The sequence below is a fragment of the Moraxella sp. TY6 genome (assembly GCF_048551375.1).
Classification (GTDB): domain Bacteria; phylum Pseudomonadota; class Gammaproteobacteria; order Pseudomonadales; family Moraxellaceae; genus Faucicola.
The window spans coordinates 244,220-270,274 of the sequence record NZ_JBLYZJ010000001.1 but is presented as its reverse complement, the minus strand read 5'-3'; the positions used below and the strand labels follow the sequence as shown (position 1 = coordinate 270,274).

Here is a 26,055-nt window from a genome sequence, read left to right as displayed (position 1 = left end):
TCAGAAATAATTTTTTGAAATTTTGGGTGTATGCAATACGCCCTTACAAAATTGCATAAATCCTAAAATGCTTGTATTACAATGACTTGGGTATAATTGCCATCACTTTTGCCTCAAATTTGCCATCTTGCATTTCAATCATCAAGGCTTGGCTTTCAACAAAATCATCTATACTGGTAAATACTTTACCATCTCCTTGTGGGGAATAGTTTCGCACAATTGCATAACCTTTTGCCAAGATATGACTGGGATTTTGCAATAAAATCATCGTCCGCAGTTGCTCGGTGTGCTGGCGTGCCTGTTTGACCTGATAAAAACTGGCATTTTTTATCAGTTGCAATTGTTGATGACTGGCTTGTTTTGCCAAATTGAGCTGATTTTTAGCAAGATTTTCAATACGAATAAATTGCTGTTGGCTGTCGTGTTTGGCTTGTTTTAGCGATTGTTTGGTGATTTTTTCGATGTCCAAAAACGCCTTTTTTGCGGTTTGGGTGACATTGATTAACTGATTACGAATCCCTGCAATCACCTTGGACGGCGTGTCAAAGCTGACTTGAGCCACCTCGTCCAATAGCACATGGTCACGCTCATGCCCAATGCCGACCCACACAGGGTAGGGTAGTTCGGCAACCAATGCCGATAGTTCATAGTCATTGAGATACGCCAAGTCCCCAACCGCACCGCCCCCTCGTATGATGACAATTAGGTCAGGGGTAAAGCCTTGTTTTTGCAAAGATTTTAAGCCTTTGACGATGGCTTCTCGAATTTCTTGCGGAGCATGATTGCCTTGAAATGTGGCATATTGGTAATGAAAATGACAGGCATTTGCCTTGTCTAACGCATCGGCATCGGCTCTAAAATCGCCCAATCCTGCGGCATTTTCTGGGGCGATAACCAACACATTTTGAATATCAAATGGCAACGGCAAGGATTTGTTCAAATCCAACAAGCCTTCTTCGATTAGTTTGGTGAGCATTTGTTGGTATTGCTGTGCCAAATCGCCCAGCGTGTAGGTCGGGTCGATGTCGTGAATGGTGACGGCAAAGCCATATTGGGCGTGAAAACTCGCCGATACATTGAGCAGGACATTTAGCCCTTTATCAAGGCTCATACCTGTGTTCTGCTCGAATTTTTTGAGTAGCCGTGGGGCGTTACTTCGCCACAGGTTGCCACGACAACTGGCAGTGATTTTGCCTTGGGTGTCTTTATCCGCCAGTTCAAAGTAATAGTGACCGCCCTTGCTCGATAGGCTACGGATTTCGGCTTTGACCCATACGGTATGGGCAAAGGTTTCGCTGACGACCAGTTGCACGGCATTAAGGTAGTCGGCAAGGGTCAAGACGGTGTTTTGTAGTTCGGCTTGGGCGTGTTGGTAGTCGTCTTGTTGGTTGAGTTGTTGCTGAATTTTTTGTTGTAATTGGCGATTGAGCGTTTCGCTATCCGCATCTTCGGCATCGTCAAGCAAGGCAAGTAGCATATCGTCATCAAGGTTGTTGATAAGATTTTCGATAGTCTTGAGGGTTTTTGGATTGGGTGTGGGCATGGTTTTTTAAGTAAATTAGCAATAAGATAGATTTGTAGGGGCGTATTGCGTACGCCCAGTCGCAAGGTGTATTTATAGTCGTTTAAACTAGAAATAAGACAGTTTTTGTAGGGGCGTATTGCATACGCCCAAAATTTAAAGTCTTATTTTTGATTTAATTCACTGTAACGCACCATTTAAAAAGCTGATTTCCAATGCAGTATTTTAACAGTTTTTTAGCTCAATTTTTATCAATTTGCAATAACACTCCAGTTTTTGATATTCCAAAATCATATAAACATAACCCAACTCACCATTAGTTTTTGCATAAGATTTTGATTAACATAGCCCAAAATATATGACACTTTGGGAATGACTATGAAAATTTTCACCAATCAAAAACTATCAACCAATCAAATTTTAACCAGTATCACCCTTGTGGGTGTCACCGCTTTGGTGGGTTGCTCAAAAGCCCCTACCCAACAAGCCAAATCTAACGCTTCTGCCACAGACTCAACCGCCACTGCCCCAAGCGACCCTAATAATATCAAACTGTTAAACGTATCGTATGACGTGGCAAGGGATTTTTATAAAGACTACAATCCGACCTTTGTCAAAGATTTTGAAGCCAAAAATGCAGGCAAAAAAATCGAAATCCAACAGTCACACGGTGGCTCAAGCAAACAAGCGTTAGCCGTTGCCAATGGCTTGCAAGCCGATGTCGTCACCATGAACCAAGGCTCGGACGTGGAATTATTGGTCAAAAAAGGCTTGGTCGCTCAAGATTGGCGACAACAGTTCCCTAATGAAGCCGTGCCGTACACCAGTACCGTGGTGTTCCTTGTGCGTAAGGACAACCCCAAAGCCATCAAAGATTGGTCAGACTTGAGCAAAGATGGTGTGCAAATCGTGTTGGCAAGCCCCAAAACATCAGGCAATGGGCGTTATGCGTTTTTGGGGGCGTATGGCTATGGCTTACACAGCTTTAATAACGACCAAACCAAAGCCCAAGATTTTGTCAAAAAACTGCTAAAAAACGTGCCTGTTTATGAAAATGGCGGACGGGCTGCCACCACCACCTTTTTACAACGTCAAATCGGTGATGTGTTAGTGACCTTTGAAAACGAAGCCAATTTGGCAGTGAAAAAATTCGGACAAGGTCAAGTGCAAATCGTTTATCCAAGTTATACCGTGACCGCCAGTAATCCTGTGGCGATTGTCAAAAGTGTCACCGATAAAAAAGGTACGACTGAAGTTGCTAAAGCATATTTGGATAGTTTATGGTCTGATTCAGCTCAACAATTATCTGCAGATTTGTATTTACGCCCAAGTAATGAGCAAATTTTGGCAAAAAATGCGGATAAGTTACCGCCAATTAACACCTTCCGCCCACGAGAAGTGTTTGGGAGTTGGGATGATATCATGGGCAAATTCTTTAAAGATGGTGGCTTATTCGACCAATTGGCTGACCCTAACAGCACCACCGCCCCTGCCAGTAGTCCGAAATAATCGTTATTTATGTTACTCAAAGCCAAGTCTATTTGATTTGGCTTTTTTGTTTTGATGCAGTAAGAAAAAAACACAACTTTAACACGCTATTGCAATTTGCTAAAAAAGAAGAGTTGTTAAGCTGTGATATTTATTGATGTTAGTCAACAAAAAAGCCTTATTAATTGTAAGGATATCGGCAAATATTAGTTTTTTTTGTAAAAAATACTCGACAATGGATATATGTCTGATTATAATGCACCCAATCACTACAGATTTATCTCGTTTATCCAACATTTTTCTCCTTTTGTCCCAATTTTTGTAGGTTTATAAGTATTATTAGGATATAATGTATTTGTTTTTCGACATATTGTCGATTGTTTGATAAAAATTTTTGATAAACTGATGGTAGAAAGCCGAGCAGAATTAACCCTAATGCACATTGTCTAATTGGGTTATGCGTGACCAAGCCTAAAAAGCGGGAAATCTAAAAAGAGGATAGTAGGGTGAGTAAACCATTTATTGTGGCAACTGCCAATTTATTGAATTTTGCGTTACCCAATCGGACGTTTTATCACAATACGCCTGCTTATACTGAGCAACAATATCATGCCAAAATTGAGGCATTAGCTCCCTTATTTCAGCGATTGCAATCGGATGTAATTGGTTGCCAAGAAGTGTGGGACGAGCAAGCGATGATTGAGTTATGTCATCGGGCAGGGATGGATGATTATTATGTCGCCTTTCCAATGGCGAGTAATCAAGCCCAAAGTCCGCTGACGCAGGGTCATGGGGCGATAGGCACACCCTCGGTGGGGTTGGTATCACGCTTTGAGATTGTCAAATCTGAATTATTAACCCAAATGCCTTCGGTCGCTGTGCTGGACATCCCAGATGTTGGTTTGTATCAAAGTTTTAATCGTCCACCGTTGGTCGCAGATATTCGTTTACCCACAGGGGCATTGGTGACTGTGATAGTCGCCCACCTCAAGAGCAAACGCCCTGATTATTTGGAAGATGCCAACGGCGAGCCGTTAGAAGATAAACAAGACCCATTGATTCGAGTGCGTGCCAAATTACGTAGCTTATGTATGCGAGCCTCAGAGGCGGCAGGTATCCGCCAAGTGGTGATTGAGTGATTACGTAATAATAATCAGCCCTTGATTTTATTGGGTGACATGAATGACGTGATACAAAGCGAAACATGTCAGCTATTAAGTGAGGCAGGCGAGGTATTTTATGATAAAGCAGTGCGAGATATTGTGCTGTACGATGCCTCCTCGGTGCAAACACGCAATCATTGGTTACGAGATGTGGCTTATACCCACATTCATCAAGGGATGCCAGAAGTATTAGACCAGATTTTGGTATCTGAACAGTTTTTAAAAGATAGTAAATTCGCTTTAGGCGAGGTGCTACAGGTCGATTATTTTAATGACCACCTAAAATTCGTATATGAACAGCGTCCGACCGACCACGGTTTGGTTAGAGCTCAAATCATGTTATACGATACCCTCAGCAATCATTAGTTTTTTGTGGTGACTGCTGTCAAAGCAGTATTTTGTTAAACTAGGAGTACACAATGGCAAGTTCTTATGATGAAAAAATCGAAGATGTATTGGCAGATTCAGAGTTAGCCCGTCGTCTTGTTCCCAATAAATTCAAATTCACCAGCCAACAAGGTCGTTTACGCCGTCAAAAACTATTGGCAGCTGCCAAAGAGTTAAGTGCTACACGTCCAATTAGCCAAATCACCTTAGCAGATGTTTGTGAAAAAGCAGACATTCCACGTGCATCAGCCTATCATTTCTTCCCAAATGTTGAAGCGATTTTCTTGGCATTGCGTTTCTTAAATGCGATGGAAATCTTCAAAAAACTTGAAGCCGTTGACTCACAAAAATACAGCCGTTGGCAAGCCTACGTCACTGCATTGGTTGATACTGGTGTTGAAGTGATTCAAGCTGACCCAACTGTTGCTCGTTTGATTTATGAAACCAACACCCCTGATTTTGAAGGCAATGCTTTCGGTAGCGAAATCGAAAAAGAAATCAGTAACTTGGTTTATGACAAACTATCAGCCCATTATAAAATGCCAAATCTTGACACCATCAAACAACAATTATTGGTGGCTTATGGTCTAGTGAATGGCGTATTTACCTTGGCATACCGTTCAGAGCAAAAAATTACTGACAGCTATCGTCAAGAAGCCATCACCGCAGTGATTGCTTACCTACGTTGCTACCTACCAGAAAACTTGCCAAAAGCAGGTTAATTCCTCTGGTGTATAAAAAAACCCATCGGCATTGTCGATGGGTTTTTTTCTTTTATCAAAATTACATTTTGTTTTCAACTTTTTGAGCAGTGGTTGATACTGCATCGCCTGTTTTTGAAACATCTTGACCAAAACCTTTGATGGTATTACAGCCAGTTAATACGAATACAGAAGCGACCGTAGCAAGGATTAATTTTTTCATAAGTTTGTCCTCAATTGGATTTTTGATTAAAATAAAGCTTTGATAAAAGTCGCATCAATCAAATGGCAACCTTTAGTAAATTTATCTTAACCGCTTGTCGCCAACACCGCCATAGCGATAATGTAACGTTTTAGTAGTAATTGTCATTGATATGTTAAAAAATATTGCAAATTCATAAAGCTTATTAATTTTTTGTAAAAAGGAAGTCAGCCATGATTCATGTGGTGCTTGTCAATCCCAAAATGCCCAGTAACACAGGCAATGTTATTCGCTTATGTGCCAACACAGGGGCGATGTTGCATCTAGTCGAGCCATTGGGGTTTGAGCTAGAAGATAAAAAACTCCGCCGTGCAGGGCTAGACTACCACGAATGGGCAAATGTACAAGTGCATCAAGATTGGCAAACTGCCCTAGATGCCTTGCAACAGGCTCACGTTGAGCGAATTGTGGCACTGACCACCAAACTTAGCCAGCCACTATATGCCCAAGATTTTAGCAGTAATAAAAACATTGCGTTGGTATTTGGCTCAGAAACCGCAGGCTTGGATGACGAGATTCGTAGTAGCATTGGGGCGGATAATTGGCTACGTTTGCCGATGTTGCCGACCTCTCGTAGCCTTAATTTATCCAATAGCGTGGCGATTACCTTGTTTGAAGTATGGCGACAACAGGGCTTTGGGGGCGACACAGGGCAAAGTATCGGCTATGATAACCTTGTGCCGTATGACCCTAAATAATACTATAGTAGGACTTACGCAAAACCATAAATTTTTGCGTAAGTAGAATAAATAGGACTTACGCAAAAATGCCATTTGTAGGTTGGGTGGAAGAATGACACCCAACATAAACCATTGAAATTGTTGGGTATCGCAAGCTCTACCCAACCTACGATTTGGTTAAATACGTAAGTCCTATCCCTGTAACTTTCAATGGTGCGTAAAACATACCTTACGAAATCCAATCAATTCAAGGTGACAACATGACCCAACCCCAAGACTTTAAAACTGCCTATGACATTTTGCAAAAAAACGCCCAAACCCTGCAAAACAGCCAAGAACCAAATATTGATGAACTGATGAATATTGTCGAAGAATCTATCAATGCCTATAAAGTATGCCAAAATCGCATTGATGCCGTAGAACAAGCGTTAAATCAAGCATTTGAAACGCAATAAATGACAAATAAAAGTCCGCCCATCGGGACTCGAACCCAAATCGGTCGCTTAGGAGGCAACTGCTCTATCCTGTTGAGCTATGGGCGGATATAGCGTTATTTTAGCATAAAACCCACTGCAAAATCATACCAACTCCCACCACTTTTATCAAAACCCACCCCAAAACATAGTATAATACGCCTTTATAAATTAGGTATAAAAAAGGCAACGCATGGCATTTGTACATTTTGGTATTCACAGCGAATTTTCCATTACCGACTCGATTATCCGTATCAAATCATTGGTAAAAACCGCCAGTAAAGACGGACAGCTTGCCCTTGCGTTGACCGATTTATCCAATCTATATGCCACGGTAAAATTTTACAAAGCCTGCCTTGATGCAGGGGTCAAGCCGATTATCGGCTCTGAAGTGTATTTGGACAATGACAGCACCACGGTGACTTTGCTTGCCAGTACCCAAGAAGGCTATCAGAACTTAACCAATATCGTGTCATTGGGCTTTACTGATGGGCAAGTATTGGGCAAACCCATCATTCGCCGTGAGTGGATTTTTGAGCGTGCCACAGGCGTGATTGTACTTTTTACCGAAAAATCAGACGTGGGGCAAGCCATGCTATCTGGTCATGTCGAGCGTGCCGATGAGTTGCTAAATGAGTGGCAAGCCGTGTTTGGCGACCGTGTGTATTTGGCAATCAAACGCACCCACCGCCCCAATGAAGACCGTTTTATTGAGCAAGCCATTCGCTTATCCCAGCAATATCATGTGCCGATTATCGCCCATAATGATGTACGATTTTTGACCAAAGACGACTTTGAGGCACATGAAGCAAGGGTGTGCATTGCCAATTCGCAAGTGCTTGCTGACCCGACTCGCCCCAAAAATTACTCCGCTGAACAACACCTTAAAACCCAACAACAGATGACTGAGCTATTTAGTGATATGCCTGCGGTCATTGACAATACGTTGGAGCTTGCCAAGCGTTGTAACGTGATTTTGACCCTTGGGATTAACGTGTTGCCAGAATTTCCGATTCCAGAGGGCGATACCATCGAAACGTTTTTTCGGCGTACCTCGCAAGAGGGCTTAGAAAGACGCTTGGAAAAACTGTATCCACCAGCCAAACGTGGCGATAATTGGGCAGATATCCGCAAGCCTTATAATGAACGTCTTGAGTTTGAGATTAATACCATTTTGCAGATGGGCTTTCCGGGTTACTTTTTAATTGTGATGGATTTTATCCGCTGGGCAAAAGCCAATGATGTGCCTGTCGGGCCGGGGCGTGGTTCTGGGGCGGGTTCGTTGGTGGCGTATTCGCTGAATATCACTGACCTTGACCCTTTGGCGTATGATTTGCTGTTTGAGCGGTTTTTGAACCCAGAACGTGTGTCGATGCCTGACTTTGACGTGGATTTTTGTATTGAGGGGCGTGACCGTGTCATTGAGTATGTCGCCCAAAAATACGGTCGTGAAGCGGTATCGCAGATTATTACCTTTGGTACGATGGCGGCCAAAGCCGTGGTGCGTGACGTGGCAAGGGTACAGGGTAAATCGTATGGTTTGGCGGATAAAATTTCTAAATTAATTCCCAAAACCCCCGGTATTTCACTAGCCGAAGCGGTGGAACAAGAGCCTCAACTCAATGATTTACTCCATAATCCAGACAATATGGACTATGACGATGCCAACGAAATTTGGGAAATGGCGGTCAAACTTGAAGGTATCACTCGCAATGTGGGTAAACACGCAGGGGGCGTGCTAATTGCCCCCAATCGTATTGCCGACTTTAGTGCAATTTATTGCGATGATGAAGGACATCGAGTCAGCCAGTTTGATAAAGATGACGTAGAAGCGGTCGGTTTGGTCAAGTTTGACTTTTTGGGCTTGCGAAATTTGACCGTGATTCATGCGGCGGTCAAAAATATCAATGCCAGACGTGCCAAAGAGGGCGAACCGCCACTGGATTTAGAAACCCTACCCCTTGATGATAAAAATGCCTATAAATTACTTCAAGACGCTCATACCACGGCGGTGTTTCAGCTAGAAAGTACAGGGATGAAAAAATACCTTGCCAAGCTCAAACCCACCAATATCGAAGACGTGATTGCCATGTGTGCCTTGTACCGCCCCGGCCCGCTCGATGCTGGGATGGTGGATATGTACATTGACCGCAAACATGGGCGTGAGGTGGTGGCGTATGACCATGAACGCCTTGAGCCGATTCTTGAAAATACCTATGGCGTTATCGTGTATCAAGAGCAGGTGATGCAAATTTCGCAAGCCATGGCAGGCTATAGCCTTGGTGGGGCGGATATGCTACGCCGTGCGATGGGTAAGAAAAAACCCGAAGAAATGGCAAAGCAACGCACTACCTTTGTCGATGGGGCGATTGGTCAAGGCATTGACGCAGGGCTGGCAGGTGGCGTATTTGACTTGATGGAAAAATTCGCAGGCTACGGTTTTAACAAATCCCACTCGGCTGCCTACGGTGTGTTGGCGTATCAAACTGCGTATTTGAAGCATTATTACCCCAGTGAATTTATGGCGGCGGTCATCACCTCGGACATGAATAATACGGATAGCGTGGTGTTTTTAATCAATGATTGCCGAGAAAATTTTGGATTAACAGTCGAAAACCCTTGTGTTAATCATTCCAATTGGCAATTTGTACCAAAAGATAAAAAAACCATCGTATATGGCTTGGGCGGTATCAAAGGCGTGGGCGAAGGGGCGGTCGAATCCATCGTAGAAGCTCGCCAAACAGGGGGAAATTTCACCGATTTATATGATTTTTGTCAACGAGTGGACACACGAAAAGTCAATAAACGCACCCTTGAAGCCTTAATAAAATCAGGCTGTTTTGACACCTTTGCCAGCACTTTACGAAGCGATTTGTCCGATGACCGAGGCTTTGACATTCGTGGGGCGTTGATGGCAGAGCTACCTAAAGCCGTGCAAGCTGCCGAACAACAACGCCAAAATGACAATCTCGGCATGGTGGATATGTTTGCTGAGATTGCCGAAGTCACCGCCCCACCGCCACTGCCCCATACGCCAATTTGGTCAGATGCCGAACGGCTTAAAGGCGAAAAAGACACCTTGGGGCTATTTTTGACAGGGCATCCGATTGACACCTATCGAGCCGAACTCAAACGCTACACCCCCAACAACCTCGCCAATTTAAGCGAAACCAAATATGGCGATACCGCATATTTTTCTGGGCTTATCATGGATGTTGCCAATTTTGGTAATCGTTCGGTGATTCGCCTTGATGATGGCACAGGGCGTATTGAGGTGAGCTGTTATGCGGAGCGTTTTGCTCGTGTCAAAGACAAACTAAAACTTGAAACCGTGGTCATCATTCAAGGCAAAGTGTCCGAACGTGAAGGGCAACTGTACGGCACATTAATCAATGTCTTAACTTTAACAGATGCTCGTAAACGTTGGCTAAAAAAAATCTCAGTCAAAATCGCTGGCGATGACATGAATTTATTGCAACGTTTAGAAGGCTTAATCGTCACCACTGAACCGCAAGCGTTTGAGCCTGTCAATGACCCACTTGACCAAGACCCAACGTCAGACGGCAACGAACCACAAAAATTGGGCGTGCCTTTACAGCTATGTGTGTATACGGATGAGGCGATTGCCAATATTAATATGCCACCGCATTGGCAAATCACCCCAGACGAAGCCACACTGGAACAACTGCGAAACTGGGTGGGTAATGATGCCATACATTGGCAGTTTTCTTAATAGGACTTACATAATTAAGACTTACGCAAAAATGCCATTTGTAGGTTGGGTGGAAGAATGACACCCAACCTAAACCATTCAAATTGTTGGGTATCGCAAGCTCTACCCAACCTACGATTGGGAAATGCGTAAATCCTAATAATTTCATATTCAACGAAATCATTAAAATTTGTTTAATTAACCATTAAAATTACGGCAAAACTAAGTTATAATGATTATTTTAGTAAATATTATGTGTATGAGTTAATTATTTATGACAATCTGTGTTTTTTAATAAAAGGATATTTTGATGAGCCATATTAGTATTCCCCAATTTGAAGAGCTGAAAGAATTATTGGAAGATGATTTTGTCGATTTAATCACAACCTATATGCAGGACAGTGAAAAACGTCTGACCGAAATGCAAACCGCCTTTGACACCGATGACAATCGCCTTGGCTATGAGGCTTCTCACAGCCTTAAAGGAGCAAGCTCAAACCTTGGTGCGACTAACCTTACCGAAATGTGCTACCAATTACAAGAAATTTGCCGTGGTAATCAAATCAAAAAACACCAACAATTGATTGATGAAATTGTCACTGAATGCCGTGCGGTCAATGCCCAAATTACCAGTTTGATTGCTTAATTTGATGCCCATGATGTCCGACACCTCAGCGATGCTCACCACATTTTTGGCAAATATCCGCATTGTCATGGTGAATACCACCTTGCCTGCCAATATTGGCTCAACCGCTCGTGCCATGCACACCATGGGGCTGAGTGATTTGGTGGTGGTCAATCCCAAACGTCCAATTGATGAGGATGCCTATGTCTATTCGGCTGGGGCAAGAGATATTTTGGACAATGTGACCCTTGTCGATAGCCTTGAGCTTGCGATTGCTGACTGCCATTGGGTCATGGCGACCAGTAGCCGTCAACGCCATATTCCCAAACCTGTGATGACCCCTCGTCAAGCATCCCATTTTGCCATTGATAATTTTCTGCAGTTTATTCAACAAGCCACACATAATCAAGATATTCACCCACCACACACCAAACAACAAGCCACTGACCAACAGTCATCATCTTTTTTACCAAAGGTCGCTTTGGTATTTGGGCGTGAAGACCGAGGGCTGACCAACGAAGAATTGCAACTTGCTAATTTTCACATTCAAATTCCTGCCAATCCTGCCTACCCTGTGCTAAATGTGGCAGCCGCCGTGCAAGTGATTGCCAGTATTTGGTATGAAGTGGCAGAAGAAAGACTGTTAAATATCAATATCAAAGCTGATAGCGACTTACCGCCTATCCAGCCTACCCAACCCACTCAAGAATCTGATGCCAACTGGCATAGCATCGCCCTCCCCCAACGCCAACAATGGGACGAACCTGCCATCACCCATGCCCAACAAGTGGATTTGGAAAATCATTTTTTACAGCTATTACAGCACGTGTCACTCTATAATCCCAGCCAATCCAAAATGATGCCCCAACGCATCAGCCGTCTATTTGGGCGGTTACAGCTTGATGTCAAAGAATACCAACTGCTAAAAGCCTTGCTAGCTAAACTAAAGTAGCCCTCATTGACTATTTTCCCCACCCCAACAATCGTGATATCATAGCGGTTTTAGCATCTATACACTTTTGCGTTGAGGAATCTTTATGTCAATCACTCGCACCATTCGCCAACTCCCCCAACGTTTTGCTCGCATCAAATTGGAACTACAAGAAGACCTACAAGCCGTATTTGAACGTGACCCTGCCGCTCGCAACACCCTTGAGGTTTTATTGACCTATCCGGGTGTTCATGCGTTGTTAATGCACCGAGTCGCCCATCAAATGTGGCAACATGACCAAAAAGGCATGGCTCGCATGGTGTCATTTGGCAACCGTTTTTTGACAGGCATTGAGATTCACCCTGCCGCCAAAATTGGCAGACGTTTTTTTATTGACCACGGTATGGGGGTGGTGATTGGGGAAACTGCGGAAATTGGCGATGATGTGACTTTATATCACGGCGTGACCTTGGGGGGCGTGTCGCTCAATGAGGGCAAACGTCACCCCACCCTCGAAGATGGTGTCGTGGTGGGAGCTGGGGCAAAGGTATTGGGCGGTTTTACTGTGGGGAAATATGCCAAAATCGGCTCAAATGCGGTGGTGGTTAAGGAAGTTCCTGCTGGGGCGACCATGGTTGGTAGTGCAGCAAGAATGATTCACGATAAAGCCTTGGTTCACGAATTAGAGCCTGATAATACCCATAATAAATCGGCTAATACGACAAATAATGCCAACGATTTGGCTCAAAATAACGATAATACAACCCATCTAACTAACACTTCAACCACCAAGGCATCATCAGATTGTCAAGAAGCCAGCAAAACCCAACTTGAGCAAGCAGGGGGATTTCACCAATACGGCATCGACCCCAATACCCAAGACCCTGTTGCAGTGACCTTTGTCAAAATGCTTGAGCATATTCGCCAGTCCGAAGCTCGCCTTGATGAATTACAAACTGCCATGTGTAGGCTTGACCCCAACTTCTGCAAAAAACAGTATGCTAAATTGCGAATTGCTGATTTAGATGCCATTGACCCACGGTTTTATTCAGAAGATGAGTATTAGGTAGATAGCCCCCTCTTTCGCAAAGAGGGAGTTGGGGGAGATTAAAAATACGATTAAAACGCTTGAGTCGCAGGGCTTGGTTCAAACCGATATTGAGCGGTTGGCACGCTTTGTTGCAGGTGATTGACCACATCATTTTCCCAGTATAATTCCGTATTGGCAAGGGGATAATCGGACTTGACGCCAACCCCATCAATTTTTTTACCCAGTCCAGAGTAGTAATGAGCCACGGTAAGTTTGACCGCTTCATTATCATTGAGCGGAATGATACTTTGGATTGAGCCTTTGCCATAGCTGGTTTCGCCATAGATTTTGGCACGGTTATTTTCTTGCAAGCTACTGGCTAGCACTTCAGAGGCAGAAGCAGAATAGCGGTTTTGTAGTATTGCAAGCGGAATATTGGCAAACTGCGGATTATCTTGGGTTTTGATTAATTCTTGTAAGCCTTGGCGATTTTTTACTTGCACCACAGGTTTATTTGCCATAAATAAACTGGCAACATCATTGGCGGCCGATAGCACACCCCCTGGATTGTTGCGGACATCCAATACAATGGCATGAAATGGCTGACGCAAAGCAGATAAGGCGGTCAAAACTTGTTGCTTGGTGGTATTTTGAAACACAGGAATTTGTACCACTGCAATGCCTCGCATCACACGGGCATTCATGGTTTGTTGCTCGACCAGTGTGCGTTGTACCAATACATTGTGCTTACGCCGTCCGACATCGGATACCACCAGTTTGACTTGCGTGCCTGCAATACCAGATAATAATTGATTAACATCTTGTTGGGTCTGCTCATCGGTCAGTTTGTTATCATTGATTTGATGCAAGTAATTGCCTTGGCTAATCCCTCGCTGTGACGCAGGGGAATTGGCTAACACTTCATCAAATACCCACGCTTTGACATCATCATGGTAGCTGACTTTTACCCCAATACTACCAATATCCCCCTCGGTAAATAGGCGTAAATTCTCAAATGCTGTCTTATCCAAATATTCCGAATAGGGGTCTAAGGCAGTCAATGTCCCCATCATAGCATTGGCAAATAAATCCTCATCATCAACTTCATTGACATATTCTTGACGCACGACATCAATGAGTTTGACAAATTTTGCCACGGTTTGGGGTGATACTGCTCCGAGTGGTACTTGGGCAATGTTGGGGGCAACAGGCGGTAAGTCGACTGTAGGTGTTTGTGGGGTGGTTGGGGTTGGTACTGGGTTTGGCGTGGGAGATTCAGTGGTCGGCAGTGGCATATCATTGCCAATATCCACTTCACCGCCATCATCTTCAGCTTCGCTGTTATTGGGATGCTCGCTCATTGGTTGATGGTTATTCGCCATCACTTGCGTAATGGTAGAATCAAGCAGCAATGCGGTGGGCTTATTTGGCAAGCTCGCCCCCATTGCAACGGTCGTGAAGGCTTGAGGGGCAAGCATCAACATCAAGCGAATCCCTAAATGAAGCTTAGGACGGTTGTCAGATTGCAATCTAAAAGGGGGCGTACGCATTGTCTTTCTGCCTTTTTTGTTTTTATAGTTAAGTAAATCAAAGATAACCGTTTGAAATTATGGGCGTATGCAATACGCCCCTACAAAACTTGTCTTATAATTTACATAACGATACCATCCAATACTATCAAACCAATAAATTCTGCCCTGTCATTTCGCTTGGCTGTGGCAGTTGCATTAATGCCAACAATGTTGGGGCGATGTCTGCCAATTTACCACCTTCACGCACCTGCATGGCTGGCGTGGCATTTTCATTGACATAAATCAATGGTACAAGCTCGGTGGTGTGCTGAGTATGCACTTGCCCACTTTCATAGTCTTGCATTTGTTCAACATTACCGTGGTCAGCCGTAATCAGCAAATGTCCATGATTGGCAAGTACCGTATCGACAATCACTTGCACACAAGTATCCAAGGTTTCCACCGCTTTCACGGCTGCTTCAAATTTCCCTGTATGTCCCACCATGTCGCCATTGGCATAGTTGACAATCAACACATCATATTCCCCCGAATCAATCGCTTGTTTGAGCTTTTCGGTGACTTCAAACGCACTCATTTCGGGCTGTAAATCATACGTGGCGACTTGGGGTGAATTGACTAAAATACGCTGTTCACCTTGGTATTCCGCCTCACGCCCACCACTAAAGAAAAATGTAACATGAGCATATTTTTCGGTTTCGGCAATACGAAGTTGGGTTTTGCCCAAATTTTGTAAATATTCACCCAAAGTATTGACCATCTCTTTGGCATCAAAAGCAGTTTGGGTCAATGGATGGGCTTCAATTTCATCGGAAAATTTGGTCAAACAGACAAAACTGGCAAGTTTTGGGGTTTTTTGACGCTCAAAGCCTGCAAAATCCGCCAATAAAAATGCTTGCGAAATTTCTCTGGCTCGGTCAGCACGAAAGTTCATAAATATCAAGCTATCATGGTCATTGATTGTACCAAAATCAGCAGGTTTATCAACATAACGAACCCATGTTGGTTCGACAAATTCATCGGATTTGTCATCGGCATACGCTTGCTCAATACCCTGCATCGCAGAATCGACTACATTGGTGGCTTTGGCTTGGGTCATCAGCTCATAGGCTTTTTGTACACGTTCCCAACGCTTGTCCCTATCCATCGCAAAATAGCGTCCAATTAGGCTTACCAAATATACCTTGCCAGTATATTGGGCATTAAGGCTTGCAATACTTTGTTCAAAATCAGCAATAAAAGTATCTGAGCTTTTCGGTGGGGTATCACGCCCATCCAAAAACGCATGCACAAATACGGATTTGACCCCTTGTTGCAATGCCAATTCACACATAGCGACCAAATGGTCTTGATGCGAATGCACACCACCATCCGATAATAACCCCATGATATGCACGTGACCGCCTTCGGCTTTGGCAGATTGCACCGCTCCCACCAAGGCTTCATTGCTAAAAAAATCCTTATCACGAATAGCATTGTGAATACGAGTGGAATCTTGGAACACCACACGCCCTGCTCCCAAATTCATGTGTCCGACTTCTGAATTACCAAATTGACCATCTGGCAAGCCAACGTCTTGATGCGAGGCAGAAATCAGCCCATGCGGAAAGTGTTGGTAGATTTTATCAAGATTTGGGGTGTTGGCATTGGCGATGGCATTGTCACGAGGGTCTTCTCGATGTCCAAAACCGTCAAGAATCATTAAGACATGGGGGATTTTTTTGTTGGTAGTAGTAGCAATTGACATGATAAAACCTTTGGTTAACAAACAATGACGAATTCCACAAAATATCGGTCGATTATAGCATAGCTTTTTATGCTCAATACACTGGGTTTTGATGCAGTTTTTGCAATGACTGGCAAAAACTGCTAAAATATCCTTATCTGGGGTATTCGCCAGTTGATGTTATTACCTGAGCTGATAATTTACCTTAGGGTATGCGTTCTTTCCGCTTGTTGTGTATGCCTGCACCTTTGGGTGTATCAGGAAACCTTAAGAGTGGTTGCCATACCCACCCTGAACGTTACAGTTCATGGGTTCACATTGACAGCGATACTCTGGATACCTTCTGATGTTAGTGCCCCAAAAACACAAATTTTGCCAATAAAATCACCGTCAACACCCACACAGCTGGGCTAACTTCACGATGGCGACCACTCACAAGTTTGGCAAGCGTATACGTGATAAATCCCAACGCAATCCCATCTGCAATCGAAAATGTCAATGGTGTTAATAATAAAACCACTGCCACAGGTGACGCTTCGGTCAAATCGTCCCAATCTACCTCACGCAAGGTAAATAGCATCAATACCGCAACATAAAAAATTGCCCCTGCCGTGGCATACGCAGGAATCATGCCTGCCAGTGGTGCAAAAAACAATGCCAATAAAAACAACACACCAACGACAATAGCGGTCAAACCTGTGCGTCCACCTGCCGCCACGCCTGCGGTACTCTCAACATAACTGGTAACGGATGATGTACCCAACAACGAACCTGCTACCGCTGCCGTTGAATCAGCAAACAAAGCTTTACCCAAATTTGGGATGTTACCATCCGCTTTCATTAAACCTGCTTTTTTGGTCACGCCAATCAGTGTGCCTGAGGTGTCAAACAATACCACAAATAAAAAGGCAAAAATCACACTGACCATCCCCACATCCAATGCCCCAGCAATATCCAATTGCATAAAAGTGGGAGCGATTGACGGCGGTGCAGAAATAAGCCCTGTATAATGCGTTTGCCCAAACAACAAACTAATCACAGTGATAATCAAAATTGATAACATCACAGCTGCAGGGACTTTCCGCTGAACAAATACCACAATCAAAAAGAAACTCAAAATCGCCATCGCAGGGGCAAAACTGGTCAAATCTCCCATTGTCACAAAAGTAGCAGGGCTGGCGACAATGATTTCGGAACTTTTTAGGGCAATAAATGCCAAAAATGCTCCAATCCCAGCCACAATACCTTGCTTGAGTGTATAAGGAATTGAATTAATCAGCCATTCTCGAAGCTTAAAGGCACTGATGGCGACAAACAACAAACCTGAGATAAATACCGCACCCAATGCCACTTGCCAGCTTTTTCCCATGCCCAATACCACAGAGAAAGTAAAAAAGGCATTGAGTCCCATACCAGGGGCAAGGGCAACTGGTAAACGAGCGATAAAGCCCATCAAAAAACAACCAATCGCAGAAGCCAAACAAGTAGCGACAAATACCGCTCCTTTATCCATGCCTGCTTTTGCCAACATATCTGGATTGACAAAAATAATATAAGCCATGGTCAAAAAAGTGGTTAAACCTGCCAAAAATTCGGTTTTAACAGTAGTATTGACATCATCAATACCAAAATAGCGTTTCAAAGCATCCATAATCACTGCCCTAAATTAACAACTTGGATAAAACTTGAGAAAAATAATGGCGTAAGCACCATCATTCTTGGGTAAACTTATAAAAAAACGCCTATTTTACATTATTTTACAAAAAAATATTCTAAAAAATATACCCTCAAAGTCACAAATTACTCAGGCCTTACCGCCAAAAACCGCCGATTAAAGGCTTGTACCTGTCCATTATGCGTCACTGAGTTGGTGGGATTATTTAACCCATTATTGGCATTGGATGCAGGGATTTTGGCAATTTGGCTAACCAAATAACGGCTTTTATCGTCAACTTTCACCGCCACCACCGATTCAAATACTCGGCTATCCACCGCCAATAAACCATTGACTGCTTGTTGTTGACCGCTGATACTGGCAAACACAGGCTGTTGCCAAAATTCATCAAGGCTTTGCACTGGCATGGCAGTCGAACGTTTACTCGCCCAACTTGCCAACTGGCTCATATCTAGCATGCTGTTTGGGGCATGATTGTTTGAGTTGTTATTTGAATTATTATTTTGAGCATTGTTGGCATTAGGCGTGCCGTTAGGATTGGCATTTGAGCCATTTTGTGAATTGCCATTGTTATCCGTATGAGCATTATTGCTATTATTGGCATTTTCTTTAGCTGGGCTAACCATCGGCAAAATGCTCAGTAGCGATGGCTGAACGGTATTGACATTCATCGGCACAAAAAACGGCAAAGCTGTCAGCAGGGGTTTTATCTTTGCCAATTTTTGTTTATCCATTCCTCGCACATACACCAGTTCGTCCACCGCCAAAAATGGCTGATTGGCAATCGCTATTGGCATGGGTTTGCCTGTGCTTTGGTAATAATCCGCCTCTGCCCCACCTTCTGGCGTGGGGTCGCTGTCAGGGTCTTGCCAGTCTAGCACGGCAAATGCCACATTCGGCTCGATATCGTGGCTTTGCAATAAGGCTTGAAAAAATGCCAACGCCTGTTTATCCACCTTACCATCATGGTATAAGTTATTGATATTAAAAAGACTGGCTTGGTCACGAATTTGCACTTGCACCGCACCACCTGTCACAGGATGACTGGGAATCGGCTTTGCCCAAGCGTCTTGCACGCTGTCGGTTTGGTTGATTTGGCTATCTTTATCAATCAACTCAATGGCGATTGCCTCGCCTGCCAACGCATATTCGTACATTTGCCCTTGATTTTTGGTCAATTCATATTGGCGGAGCATGACCTTTTGGCTGGCAAGCATACTGCCTGCGATGATGGTAATTGCCACCACCAATAATAAAATCGTCAATAATGCCATACCCTGCTGTGTTGGCATAGATACTTTTTTATCAAATTCTTTCATCAATCGTCCCTCTGTGGTGAGCCAGTGGGCTGAATGTTCGTATTCGTATTGGCACTGTTATTAAGATTGGCTGAATTATTGGTATTATTTGTACCATTGGACAATTGATTTTGGGTGTTTGATGATGAGCCTTGATTGCTTTGTGATGAATTGGTTTGTGCAAGTTGCCCTAATTGAGGGGCTTGGCTCGGCAAGGCAAATTGCCATGTAATCGGCTGACCTTGGTAAGTAAAACTCACCGCCACGCCTTTGGGTAGTTGTTGATAAGGGGTCAAATCCAAACTTGCCACCGTACTGGCGGTATTTTGATTGGTGTTAGTATTGGCTGTCGCAGTCGCACTGTTATTATTATTGTTATTCGCCGTGGCTTGGGCTTGTTGCAAGGTTTTTGGGTCTGGAAAACGACTGACAGGCTCTGGCGTTAATGCCGTCCATTGCAGATTTTCCACCGCATTTAGCACCACGCTTTGACTAGGGGTTTCTTGATTGGCATTATTGGCATTGGGATGCAATTGATAAAATCGCTGTTTCACCAGTTTACCATCCATCACCACATAGCGAATTTTCGCCAAAGTGGGAGGCGGATTGAGCCGTGGGTCTGGACTGGCAAACCGCACAAAGTCCACTTGCTGTGCGTTTAGGCTAAAGGTTGGGGCAAGATTGGGGGGGATGGCTTGTGGCTGTTGTGACTGCGTGGCATTGGCAGATAAACTCACCCCCACAGGCATCACCACGTAATTATTGACTTGGGCAAAATCTTGCGAAAGCTGTAAATAGGCGTATTCAAGCTCGCTTAATTGGGCAATTTGGCGTTTGGCTTGGTCACTGGCTTTATTCAAGCTATCCATAATTTGCCACCCTGCCATTGCCAACATCGCAAAAATCATCAACGCCACCAATAGCTCAATCAAGGTAAAGCCTTGTTGGGGCTGACGTAAATGGCTAGGTAAAGCTGGGTGAAAATGTGGTGGCATCGTGTGGGTACGGCTCTTATGCGTGGTTAATGTTGGTTATCCATTTTACGAATCGTCCCTTCCAAACTAACAATCGAATGCCCAACATTGCCTTGGGTCACAGGGGCGACTTGTATCTCGACTTTTTTTAGCGTATCCGAACCTAGCCCTACCAACTCACTAGGGGCAATGGTCACTTGCCACGCTTGACCGCCCATTTGGGCTTGGCGAGTTTCGGAAGCGGTCAACCACGTTTGCTGAATACGTAAATCCGCCAAGGTATTTTGGGCGACAAAATACGCCAAACTGCGTTGCTTCATATTACCGACTGACTGCACATAGCTACGACTGGCTTGACTGGCGGACACAGCAACCACTGCCAAAATCGCCAATGCCACCATCACCTCAATTAAGGTAAAGCCTCGTTGTTGGTTCGGTAAATTTGCAAAATGCTTGGCAATCACATGGTTCATTTTGCCAACTCCACTGCCCCAAATTGATTAATAATGATGGGCTGTCCAATCGGGTAAACCGTGCTATCGTTAGGATTGGTCTTTTGTAAGCTAATCTGCACAGGCGTGGCTTCCCCTGTCCCAAACCATACCACAGGCGGTGCTTGATTACCCACAAGCCAATTCGGAGCTTGTTGATTTATCAGCATATTATTCATCGTATCAAGTGTTTGAATATTGACAGTGATATTATTTGGCACATCAAGGGGTGGTATTTGCTTTTCGAGTTGCCAACTGGGGGCGGTGGGTTTGGTATTAGTAGTCGTGCTGTTTGTGGGATTGGATGAATTGGCATTGGTAAGTTTAACCACCATCAATTGGCTAGGGTTATCGCCTTGTGCCAGTTTAATCGCCAGTCCGTAGGGTTGCATTTGCTCACTGGCTAATAACCGAATATGGGTTAAATTACTTTGTAAATGTTCATAAAAAGCCATATTTTTACGATTATCACTACCACTCACCGATAAGGTCATCATGCCTGCAAAAATCGTCATAATCACAATCACCACCATGATTTCCACAAGGGTAAAGCCGTGTTGATGAGGCGGTTTTTTGGTGATAGGGGCAAATGATGGCATAAATTCTTTTACTTAAACCTCTGGAGGCATACCCTCATACGGCAAATGCCCAAACATCCCTTCGGTTCTGCCTTTTGGGTACTGCTTTGGGATATCCAAAATCTGTTGCACCAACGCCAAGCGAAGCGTATCTCGCCTGCCCAAATAACGTTGATAAAAACTCGAATTCAGCAAGCCTGCCCCACCCTGCCCCATCGCCCAAATGGTCGCCAAATAATCTCTGGTACTCAAGCAACTATTTTGCGATTGCAGATAATGGGTGGTCAAGGCAATCACTCGCTTCATGCGTTCACGGCGAATATCATACAATTGAGAAAATAGCTTATTTAGCCCTACGCTTGAACTGGCAAGGCGTTCCTCGATTTGGTTGAGTAACATGGCTTTTTGTGGGTTTAACAAATGACATAAAATAAACCGTGACACCCCTGCCGAAATCTCATCATCAATCAAACTCACTGCCAATAAATGCTCTTCATGGCGGATGATAATACGTAAAAACAGCTCATCTTTACTGGCAAAATGCTTGTACAGCGTGCCTTTGGCAAGGTCAAGTTGTTCCGCTAGATTATCCAACGTGATATCACCTTCGCCAGAATCCAGTAATAACTGTTCGGCAACGGCTAAGATAGTTTCTTCACGATGCTTAAACTGCTGTTGACGACTCATCAATCACTCCAATCACAAAACTTTAAACTTGCCAGTTCATTTTGCCATATCATACATGACCGTTTAGTCATTGCCAATCACTTTTAACGATTATTGATATTGGCTTAATAGCTGATTAAAATTTTCATCGGTTTGTTTGGCAAATTGCTCAATCGGCAAGCCGTATAATTTTGCCAAAAAGTCCGCCACATACGGTACAAAGGCAGGTTCATTGGGCTTGCCACGCTTTGGCACAGGGGCAAGGTATGGGCTGTCGGTTTCGATAAGAATACGGTCAATCGGCAGTTTTTTTGCAACGTCTTGCAATTCGGTAGCGGTCTTAAAGGTAACAATCCCCGACAATGAGATATAAAAGCCCAAATCCAAGGCTTTTTTGGCGGTGTCATAATCCTCGGTAAAACAATGGATAATGCCATGCTCGGCTTGTTCGGCTTTTAGCACATCAATGGTGTCGGCTCGGGCATTGCGAGTATGCACGATGATGGGTTTTTTGAGGGTTTGGCTGGCGTGGATATGCTCGGCAAAACTGCGTTTTTGCTCATTGATAAAATCTTGTGACCAGTAATAATCCAAGCCTGTTTCCCCAATCGCCCACACATGGCTTGGACTGGCAAGCTCGACCAAATTCTCAGTAGTAATTTGGCGTGGGTCTTGATGAATCACGTCTTGGCAAGGGTGAATCCCTGCACTCATACCGAGGGTCAAGCCGTCAATGTCGGTCTTGATAAGCTCGCCAATCGGTGCGTATTCGTCAAAGTCACACATAATCGCCATGATGCGATGCACGTTGGCATCTTTGGCGGATTGTAGGGCGGTGCGAATATCGCCATGATGGGTGAGGTCGAGGCGATTAATATGGGCGTGGGTGTCGGTGAACATTATGGATAAATACCTGTTTTTAATAATATTTTCTATTTAAAAAATATCGTTATACAAATAGTTAGACAAAAAAACCTATTAAATTAATAGTGCATAACTCTGGGCTGAGAATTTTATATGCTAACACTCTAGATATAATTGATGCAACCTAACGGTTAAAAGAAGTCATTGCACGAAAATATACCTACACATGATATTTTTAAAAATTTTTAACGTTCTTACTTACCAGCAAATAAAAAGTCTGAATCTGCGAGCCATTGGTTTGGCTTTCTAGTTTTTGATATTAAATGTATCAAGGTTATTTCGTATTAAAGCTACTTACTCACATCAATAAACACCAACTCTGGATGATTAAAAAAGCGTGGCACTTTGGTACTTTCCCTCGCCAGCCCTCGGCTGACGATTAAATGCGTGGTTTTCGCCTGTTTAGCATTTGTCCCGTTAGCATTTGTATTGTTAAATATCCCCTCAAACGCATACTCACCCCCTGCATACTTGGGAAATAACCCTTGATTAGGGGCGATTAACCCATTCATCAGATACGGAATCCGCCATTGACCGCCATGAGCATGACCCGACAACACCAAATCAAACGGATACTGTTTATATTCATCTATCCGCTCTGGACGGTGCGATAGCAACACATTGACGCTTTCAGCTTTCGCTTGACTACCCAACAGTTTCAGCTCGCTATCAAACGTGCCACTATCAGGGTCGGACAGCCCAAAAAGCACAATATTGGTATTGGCGATTGGGACTTGTTTTCCCATAATTGGGGTAATGCCATAGCTTGAAATACGTTTTAGGGTATCAAGGCGTTGCCCACTGGGAAGCCACCATTCATGGTTACCATCGACATAATAAGTCGGTGCAATGGCGGAGAGTTGCGACAGCAAGATATCGGTATGGGTAAACGCCACGTCATCATCATAAATATCACCGCCCAATAAAATCACATCTGGGTGATTGGCTTTTAATTTATCGACAATGGTATGTTGATTTTCACCATAATAACAACCATGCAAATCGGTGAGTAACGCAATTTTAAATGCTTGCTTTTGTTGATTAGCGGATTGGCTAAACTGGGGTGCATGGATGGTGTAATGCACTTCTTTTAGTATAAAAAAGTACAAGCTCACCAATACCAGTAATATCAAAGCGATAAGGCGTTTTAGTAGCGGTTTTTTAAGTTTTTGCCAAGATAATGTCATCATTTAACCATCATTTTTAACCATTAACGAATCACAAACGCCCAAATTTTAGCAGAATAAAATTATGATTAAGATGGAAAATTGATGAAATCGTGGATAGATTGGGGTAACAATCTATCCTTCCAGCATCGTATAATTTATGGCAGTAACCGTTCCATCACCCATGCACCATCCGCTAATGAGTACACAATGCGGTCGTGCATACGGTTGGCTCGCCCTTGCCAAAATTCGATTTTTTCTGCGACCAATTCATAGCCACCCCAAAACTCAGGCAATGGGATATCTTTGCCTTCAAATTCTGAGGTGAGTTGCTCAAATTTGGCGGTCATGGCTTCACGGCTTGCTACCACGCCACTTTGTGGTTCGCTGACCCAAGCACCGATTTGGCTATCTCGTGGGCGTTGGTGGTAGTAGGTTTCGGACTGTTCTCGGCTGACCTTGCGTAACGCCCCTGTGATTCGCACTTGACGCTCAAGGCTTGCCCAAAAAAATAAGGCTTCGGCTTGTGGATTACTGGCGATATCACTACCTTTGGCACTGTCATAATTGGTATAAAACACCAAGCCCACGCCGTCATTGGCTAGTTCGACAATTTCACGCATCAGCAAGGTACGCACACTGGGCTGATTATCACGCCCACACGTGGCAAGATAAAACGCATAAGCTTCGCCAACTTTTTCATTCACGGCTTGCTCGACCCATGTTTGCAATAATGGATAAGGGGTATTTGGCAAATCTTGTTCGGTCAATTCACCTTGTTCATACGATAGACGTTGACTGGTAAAATCAATACTCATAATAGTCGTCCTATATTTAAATTTAAGTCAATTGTGGCGTTTTATCAACCTCATGCTACTATACTTTTAGGCTGTTTTGCAAAATTTTTGAGCTTTTCGCCTCCCCCTCCATTATAATAACCAAGACAATCTACAAAGTATGATTCAATAAAATTTTTACTAAGCCAAATATTGTTTTGAGAAAACCCATGCCAAATACCGCCCTAAGCCCCAATATCCAAGCCGTCCGCACGTTTTTATTAGACTTACAAACTCGCATTTGCCAAGCCCTCGAAGCCCAAGAACAATCTGGTGGCATAGACGGAGCAACGGCTAGCAAATTTCTGATTGACGAGTGGGAACGCCCAAGCGAACAAGGCTCAAATCAAAACATGGGCGGTGGTCGCTCGTGCGTGATGCAAGGTGGTGAAGTCATCGAAAAAGCAGGCGTGATGTTTAGCCATATTTTTATCAATCACCTACCCCCAACTGCCACGGCTCGCCATCCCGAATTGGCAGGTCGTCAAGCTCAAGCCTTGGGCGTGTCACTCGTGGTACATCCCAAAAACCCCAACGTCCCGACCAGTCATGCCAATGTCCGACTATTTATCGCCGAAAAGGACGGCTGTGAGCCGATTTGGTGGTTTGGTGGTGGTTTTGATTTGACCCCATTTTATCCTGTGGTCGAAGACTGCGTACATTGGCATCAAGTATGCCATGATTTATGCCAGCCTTTTGGCGAGGCGGTGTATCCTAAGTTTAAAACATGGTGCGATGAGTATTTTTATCTACCGCATCGCCAAGAACAGCGAGGCATTGGTGGCTTGTTTTATGATGATGTCAATGAGTCGAGCATGGGTTGGGATTTTGATAAATGCTTTGCCTTTATGCAGGCGGTGGGTAATGGCTATCTCGATGGGATTTTGCCAATTTTTGACAAACGCAAACACACGCCCTACACCCAAGCCCAACGTGATTTTCAGCTTTATCGCCGTGGTCGCTATGTCGAGTATAATTTGGTGTATGACCGTGGGACGTTGTTTGGGCTACAGTCGAATGGGCGAATTGAGTCGATTTTGGTGAGTTTGCCACCGCTGACTGGGTGGCAATACCGCTATGAACCGCTTGAGGGAACGCCAGAATTTGAATTGACGGATTTTTATCTAAAACCGACAGATTGGCTAAACTTGTCTAAATCATTTATAAATATATGATTTTAAATAAATTAATAGCCGTAAGGTGGGTTTCACGCACCAT

Annotated in this window: 23 protein-coding genes, 1 tRNA gene, 1 other RNA gene and 1 pseudogene; 12 read left to right on the top strand and 14 right to left on the bottom strand. The window is 43.9% G+C overall.

The window, feature by feature from the left end:
- Positions 1–76: 76 nt before the first annotated feature.
- On the bottom strand, positions 77–1,543 hold the full coding sequence (xseA, locus tag ACK1U4_RS01270) for an exodeoxyribonuclease VII large subunit (RefSeq protein ID WP_419399875.1): 1,467 nt from the start codon (positions 1,541–1,543) through the stop codon (positions 77–79).
- A 357-nt stretch (positions 1,544–1,900) separates the two neighbouring features.
- Between xseA and ACK1U4_RS01265 the strand changes: the two genes are divergently transcribed.
- The 4 genes and pseudogenes from ACK1U4_RS01265 (at position 1,901) to ACK1U4_RS01250 (ending at position 5,282) form a co-directional block, all read left to right on the top strand.
- On the top strand, positions 1,901–3,031 hold the full coding sequence (locus tag ACK1U4_RS01265; protein WP_419399874.1) for a sulfate ABC transporter substrate-binding protein: 1,131 nt from the start codon (positions 1,901–1,903) through the stop codon (positions 3,029–3,031).
- 485 nt (positions 3,032–3,516) lie between these two features.
- Positions 3,517–4,149 carry an endonuclease/exonuclease/phosphatase family protein gene (locus ACK1U4_RS01260; RefSeq protein WP_419399873.1) on the top strand — a complete coding sequence of 211 codons (633 nt, stop codon included), beginning with the start codon at positions 3,517–3,519 and terminating at the stop codon, positions 4,147–4,149.
- Positions 4,150–4,164: 15 nt separating this feature from the next.
- Positions 4,165–4,539, top strand: a pseudogene (locus tag ACK1U4_RS01255) (endonuclease/exonuclease/phosphatase family protein); the annotation flags it as partial.
- A 53-nt stretch (positions 4,540–4,592) separates the two neighbouring features.
- The gene (locus ACK1U4_RS01250; RefSeq protein ID WP_419399872.1) at positions 4,593–5,282 is read left to right on the top strand and encodes a TetR/AcrR family transcriptional regulator; all 690 of its coding nucleotides are present in this window, start codon (positions 4,593–4,595) and stop codon (positions 5,280–5,282) included.
- A gap of 61 nt (positions 5,283–5,343) precedes the next feature.
- Here ACK1U4_RS01250 and ACK1U4_RS01245 read toward each other — a convergent pair whose 3' ends face one another.
- A complete protein-coding gene (locus tag ACK1U4_RS01245; protein WP_419399871.1) occupies positions 5,344–5,484 on the bottom strand; it encodes an entericidin A/B family lipoprotein in 141 nt (46 codons plus the stop codon).
- 212 nt (positions 5,485–5,696) lie between these two features.
- On the opposite strand from ACK1U4_RS01245, the gene ACK1U4_RS01240 reads away from it, so the two are divergent.
- Positions 5,697–6,221, top strand: a complete 525-nt coding sequence (locus tag ACK1U4_RS01240; RefSeq protein ID WP_419399870.1) for a tRNA (cytidine(34)-2'-O)-methyltransferase — start codon at positions 5,697–5,699, stop codon at positions 6,219–6,221.
- 242 nt (positions 6,222–6,463) lie between these two features.
- On the top strand, positions 6,464–6,658 hold the full coding sequence (xseB, locus tag ACK1U4_RS01235) for an exodeoxyribonuclease VII small subunit (RefSeq protein ID WP_419399869.1): 195 nt from the start codon (positions 6,464–6,466) through the stop codon (positions 6,656–6,658).
- Between the two features lie 14 nt (positions 6,659–6,672).
- On the opposite strand, the gene ACK1U4_RS01230 is transcribed toward xseB, so the two are convergent.
- A tRNA-Arg gene (locus tag ACK1U4_RS01230) sits at positions 6,673–6,745 on the bottom strand.
- 124 nt (positions 6,746–6,869) lie between these two features.
- On the opposite strand from ACK1U4_RS01230, the gene dnaE reads away from it, so the two are divergent.
- The 4 genes from dnaE (at position 6,870) to cysE (ending at position 13,010) form a co-directional block, all read left to right on the top strand.
- Positions 6,870–10,409 carry a DNA polymerase III subunit alpha gene (dnaE, locus tag ACK1U4_RS01225; protein WP_419399868.1) on the top strand — a complete coding sequence of 1,180 codons (3,540 nt, stop codon included), beginning with the start codon at positions 6,870–6,872 and terminating at the stop codon, positions 10,407–10,409.
- 289 nt (positions 10,410–10,698) lie between these two features.
- Positions 10,699–11,034: an Hpt domain-containing protein gene (locus tag ACK1U4_RS01220; protein ID WP_419399867.1), complete on the top strand. Its 336-nt coding sequence runs from the start codon at positions 10,699–10,701 to the stop codon at positions 11,032–11,034.
- A 10-nt stretch (positions 11,035–11,044) separates the two neighbouring features.
- The gene (locus ACK1U4_RS01215) at positions 11,045–11,965 is read left to right on the top strand and encodes an RNA methyltransferase (protein WP_419421657.1); all 921 of its coding nucleotides are present in this window, start codon (positions 11,045–11,047) and stop codon (positions 11,963–11,965) included.
- Between the two features lie 85 nt (positions 11,966–12,050).
- Positions 12,051–13,010 (top strand): serine O-acetyltransferase, encoded by a 960-nt coding sequence (cysE, locus tag ACK1U4_RS01210; RefSeq protein ID WP_419399865.1) that lies wholly within the window; start codon positions 12,051–12,053, stop codon positions 13,008–13,010.
- A 53-nt stretch (positions 13,011–13,063) separates the two neighbouring features.
- Here cysE and ACK1U4_RS01205 read toward each other — a convergent pair whose 3' ends face one another.
- Together ACK1U4_RS01205 and gpmI are read right to left on the bottom strand one after the other, a co-directional pair.
- Complete coding sequence (locus tag ACK1U4_RS01205; protein WP_419399864.1) at positions 13,064–14,524, bottom strand: S41 family peptidase; 1,461 nt, start codon at positions 14,522–14,524, stop codon at positions 13,064–13,066.
- Positions 14,525–14,651: 127 nt separating this feature from the next.
- Complete coding sequence (gene gpmI / locus ACK1U4_RS01200) at positions 14,652–16,250, bottom strand: 2,3-bisphosphoglycerate-independent phosphoglycerate mutase (RefSeq protein ID WP_419399863.1); 1,599 nt, start codon at positions 16,248–16,250, stop codon at positions 14,652–14,654.
- Between the two features lie 131 nt (positions 16,251–16,381).
- Between gpmI and ssrS the strand changes: the two genes are divergently transcribed.
- Positions 16,382–16,572: non-coding RNA, 6S RNA (ssrS, locus tag ACK1U4_RS01195), on the top strand.
- Between the two features lie 6 nt (positions 16,573–16,578).
- Here ssrS and ACK1U4_RS01190 read toward each other — a convergent pair.
- The 9 genes from ACK1U4_RS01190 to pdxH form a co-directional block, all read right to left on the bottom strand.
- A complete protein-coding gene (locus ACK1U4_RS01190; protein ID WP_419399862.1) occupies positions 16,579–17,880 on the bottom strand; it encodes an NCS2 family permease in 1,302 nt (433 codons plus the stop codon).
- A gap of 149 nt (positions 17,881–18,029) precedes the next feature.
- Positions 18,030–19,223, bottom strand: a complete 1,194-nt coding sequence (gene gspK, locus ACK1U4_RS01185) for a type II secretion system minor pseudopilin GspK (protein ID WP_419399861.1) — start codon at positions 19,221–19,223, stop codon at positions 18,030–18,032.
- A complete protein-coding gene (gene gspJ, locus ACK1U4_RS01180) occupies positions 19,223–20,197 on the bottom strand; it encodes a type II secretion system minor pseudopilin GspJ (RefSeq protein WP_419399860.1) in 975 nt (324 codons plus the stop codon). Before gspJ ends, gspK begins: the two co-directional genes overlap by 1 nt.
- Positions 20,198–20,223: 26 nt before the next feature.
- Positions 20,224–20,649, bottom strand: coding sequence for a type II secretion system minor pseudopilin GspI (gene gspI, locus ACK1U4_RS01175; protein WP_419399859.1), 426 nt, complete (start codon positions 20,647–20,649; stop codon positions 20,224–20,226).
- Positions 20,646–21,266, bottom strand: coding sequence for a type II secretion system protein (locus ACK1U4_RS01170; RefSeq protein WP_419399858.1), 621 nt, complete (start codon positions 21,264–21,266; stop codon positions 20,646–20,648). Before ACK1U4_RS01170 ends, gspI begins: the two co-directional genes overlap by 4 nt.
- Before the next feature lie 12 nt (positions 21,267–21,278).
- Positions 21,279–21,932 carry a TetR/AcrR family transcriptional regulator gene (locus tag ACK1U4_RS01165; RefSeq protein ID WP_419399857.1) on the bottom strand — a complete coding sequence of 218 codons (654 nt, stop codon included), beginning with the start codon at positions 21,930–21,932 and terminating at the stop codon, positions 21,279–21,281.
- A gap of 90 nt (positions 21,933–22,022) precedes the next feature.
- The gene (locus tag ACK1U4_RS01160; protein WP_419399856.1) at positions 22,023–22,811 is read right to left on the bottom strand and encodes a TatD family hydrolase; all 789 of its coding nucleotides are present in this window, start codon (positions 22,809–22,811) and stop codon (positions 22,023–22,025) included.
- Between the two features lie 314 nt (positions 22,812–23,125).
- A complete protein-coding gene (locus ACK1U4_RS01155; protein WP_419399855.1) occupies positions 23,126–24,025 on the bottom strand; it encodes a metallophosphoesterase in 900 nt (299 codons plus the stop codon).
- Between the two features lie 134 nt (positions 24,026–24,159).
- Positions 24,160–24,819: a pyridoxamine 5'-phosphate oxidase gene (gene pdxH / locus ACK1U4_RS01150; protein ID WP_419399854.1), complete on the bottom strand. Its 660-nt coding sequence runs from the start codon at positions 24,817–24,819 to the stop codon at positions 24,160–24,162.
- A gap of 188 nt (positions 24,820–25,007) precedes the next feature.
- On the opposite strand from pdxH, the gene hemF reads away from it, so the two are divergent.
- Positions 25,008–26,012, top strand: a complete 1,005-nt coding sequence (gene hemF / locus ACK1U4_RS01145) for an oxygen-dependent coproporphyrinogen oxidase (RefSeq protein ID WP_419399853.1) — start codon at positions 25,008–25,010, stop codon at positions 26,010–26,012.
- Positions 26,013–26,055 lie beyond the last annotated feature (43 nt).

Bases quoted from the DNA above. Each gene is read 5' to 3' on its own strand.
- gspI (WP_419399859.1), bottom strand. From the start codon at position 20,649: ATGAACCATGTGATTGCCAAGCATTTTGCAAATTTACCGAACCAACAA.
- ACK1U4_RS01240 (WP_419399870.1), top strand. From the start codon at position 5,697: ATGATTCATGTGGTGCTTGTCAATCCCAAAATGCCCAGTAACACAGGC.
- hemF (WP_419399853.1), top strand. From the start codon at position 25,008: ATGCCAAATACCGCCCTAAGCCCCAATATCCAAGCCGTCCGCACGTTT.
- gspK (WP_419399861.1), bottom strand. From the start codon at position 19,223: ATGAAAGAATTTGATAAAAAAGTATCTATGCCAACACAGCAGGGTATG.
- ACK1U4_RS01205 (WP_419399864.1), bottom strand. From the start codon at position 14,524: ATGCGTACGCCCCCTTTTAGATTGCAATCTGACAACCGTCCTAAGCTT.
- xseA (WP_419399875.1), bottom strand. From the start codon at position 1,543: ATGCCCACACCCAATCCAAAAACCCTCAAGACTATCGAAAATCTTATC.
- ACK1U4_RS01165 (WP_419399857.1), bottom strand. From the start codon at position 21,932: ATGAGTCGTCAACAGCAGTTTAAGCATCGTGAAGAAACTATCTTAGCC.
- gpmI (WP_419399863.1), bottom strand. From the start codon at position 16,250: ATGTCAATTGCTACTACTACCAACAAAAAAATCCCCCATGTCTTAATG.
- ACK1U4_RS01190 (WP_419399862.1), bottom strand. From the start codon at position 17,880: ATGGATGCTTTGAAACGCTATTTTGGTATTGATGATGTCAATACTACT.
- ACK1U4_RS01220 (WP_419399867.1), top strand. From the start codon at position 10,699: ATGAGCCATATTAGTATTCCCCAATTTGAAGAGCTGAAAGAATTATTG.
- ACK1U4_RS01245 (WP_419399871.1), bottom strand. From the start codon at position 5,484: ATGAAAAAATTAATCCTTGCTACGGTCGCTTCTGTATTCGTATTAACT.
- pdxH (WP_419399854.1), bottom strand. From the start codon at position 24,819: ATGAGTATTGATTTTACCAGTCAACGTCTATCGTATGAACAAGGTGAA.
- ACK1U4_RS01265 (WP_419399874.1), top strand. From the start codon at position 1,901: ATGAAAATTTTCACCAATCAAAAACTATCAACCAATCAAATTTTAACC.
- dnaE (WP_419399868.1), top strand. From the start codon at position 6,870: ATGGCATTTGTACATTTTGGTATTCACAGCGAATTTTCCATTACCGAC.
- ACK1U4_RS01160 (WP_419399856.1), bottom strand. From the start codon at position 22,811: ATGTTCACCGACACCCACGCCCATATTAATCGCCTCGACCTCACCCAT.
- cysE (WP_419399865.1), top strand. From the start codon at position 12,051: ATGTCAATCACTCGCACCATTCGCCAACTCCCCCAACGTTTTGCTCGC.
- gspJ (WP_419399860.1), bottom strand. From the start codon at position 20,197: ATGCCACCACATTTTCACCCAGCTTTACCTAGCCATTTACGTCAGCCC.
- ACK1U4_RS01170 (WP_419399858.1), bottom strand. From the start codon at position 21,266: ATGCCATCATTTGCCCCTATCACCAAAAAACCGCCTCATCAACACGGC.
- ACK1U4_RS01155 (WP_419399855.1), bottom strand. From the start codon at position 24,025: ATGATGACATTATCTTGGCAAAAACTTAAAAAACCGCTACTAAAACGC.
- xseB (WP_419399869.1), top strand. From the start codon at position 6,464: ATGACCCAACCCCAAGACTTTAAAACTGCCTATGACATTTTGCAAAAA.
- ACK1U4_RS01215 (WP_419421657.1), top strand. From the start codon at position 11,045: ATGATGTCCGACACCTCAGCGATGCTCACCACATTTTTGGCAAATATC.
- ACK1U4_RS01250 (WP_419399872.1), top strand. From the start codon at position 4,593: ATGGCAAGTTCTTATGATGAAAAAATCGAAGATGTATTGGCAGATTCA.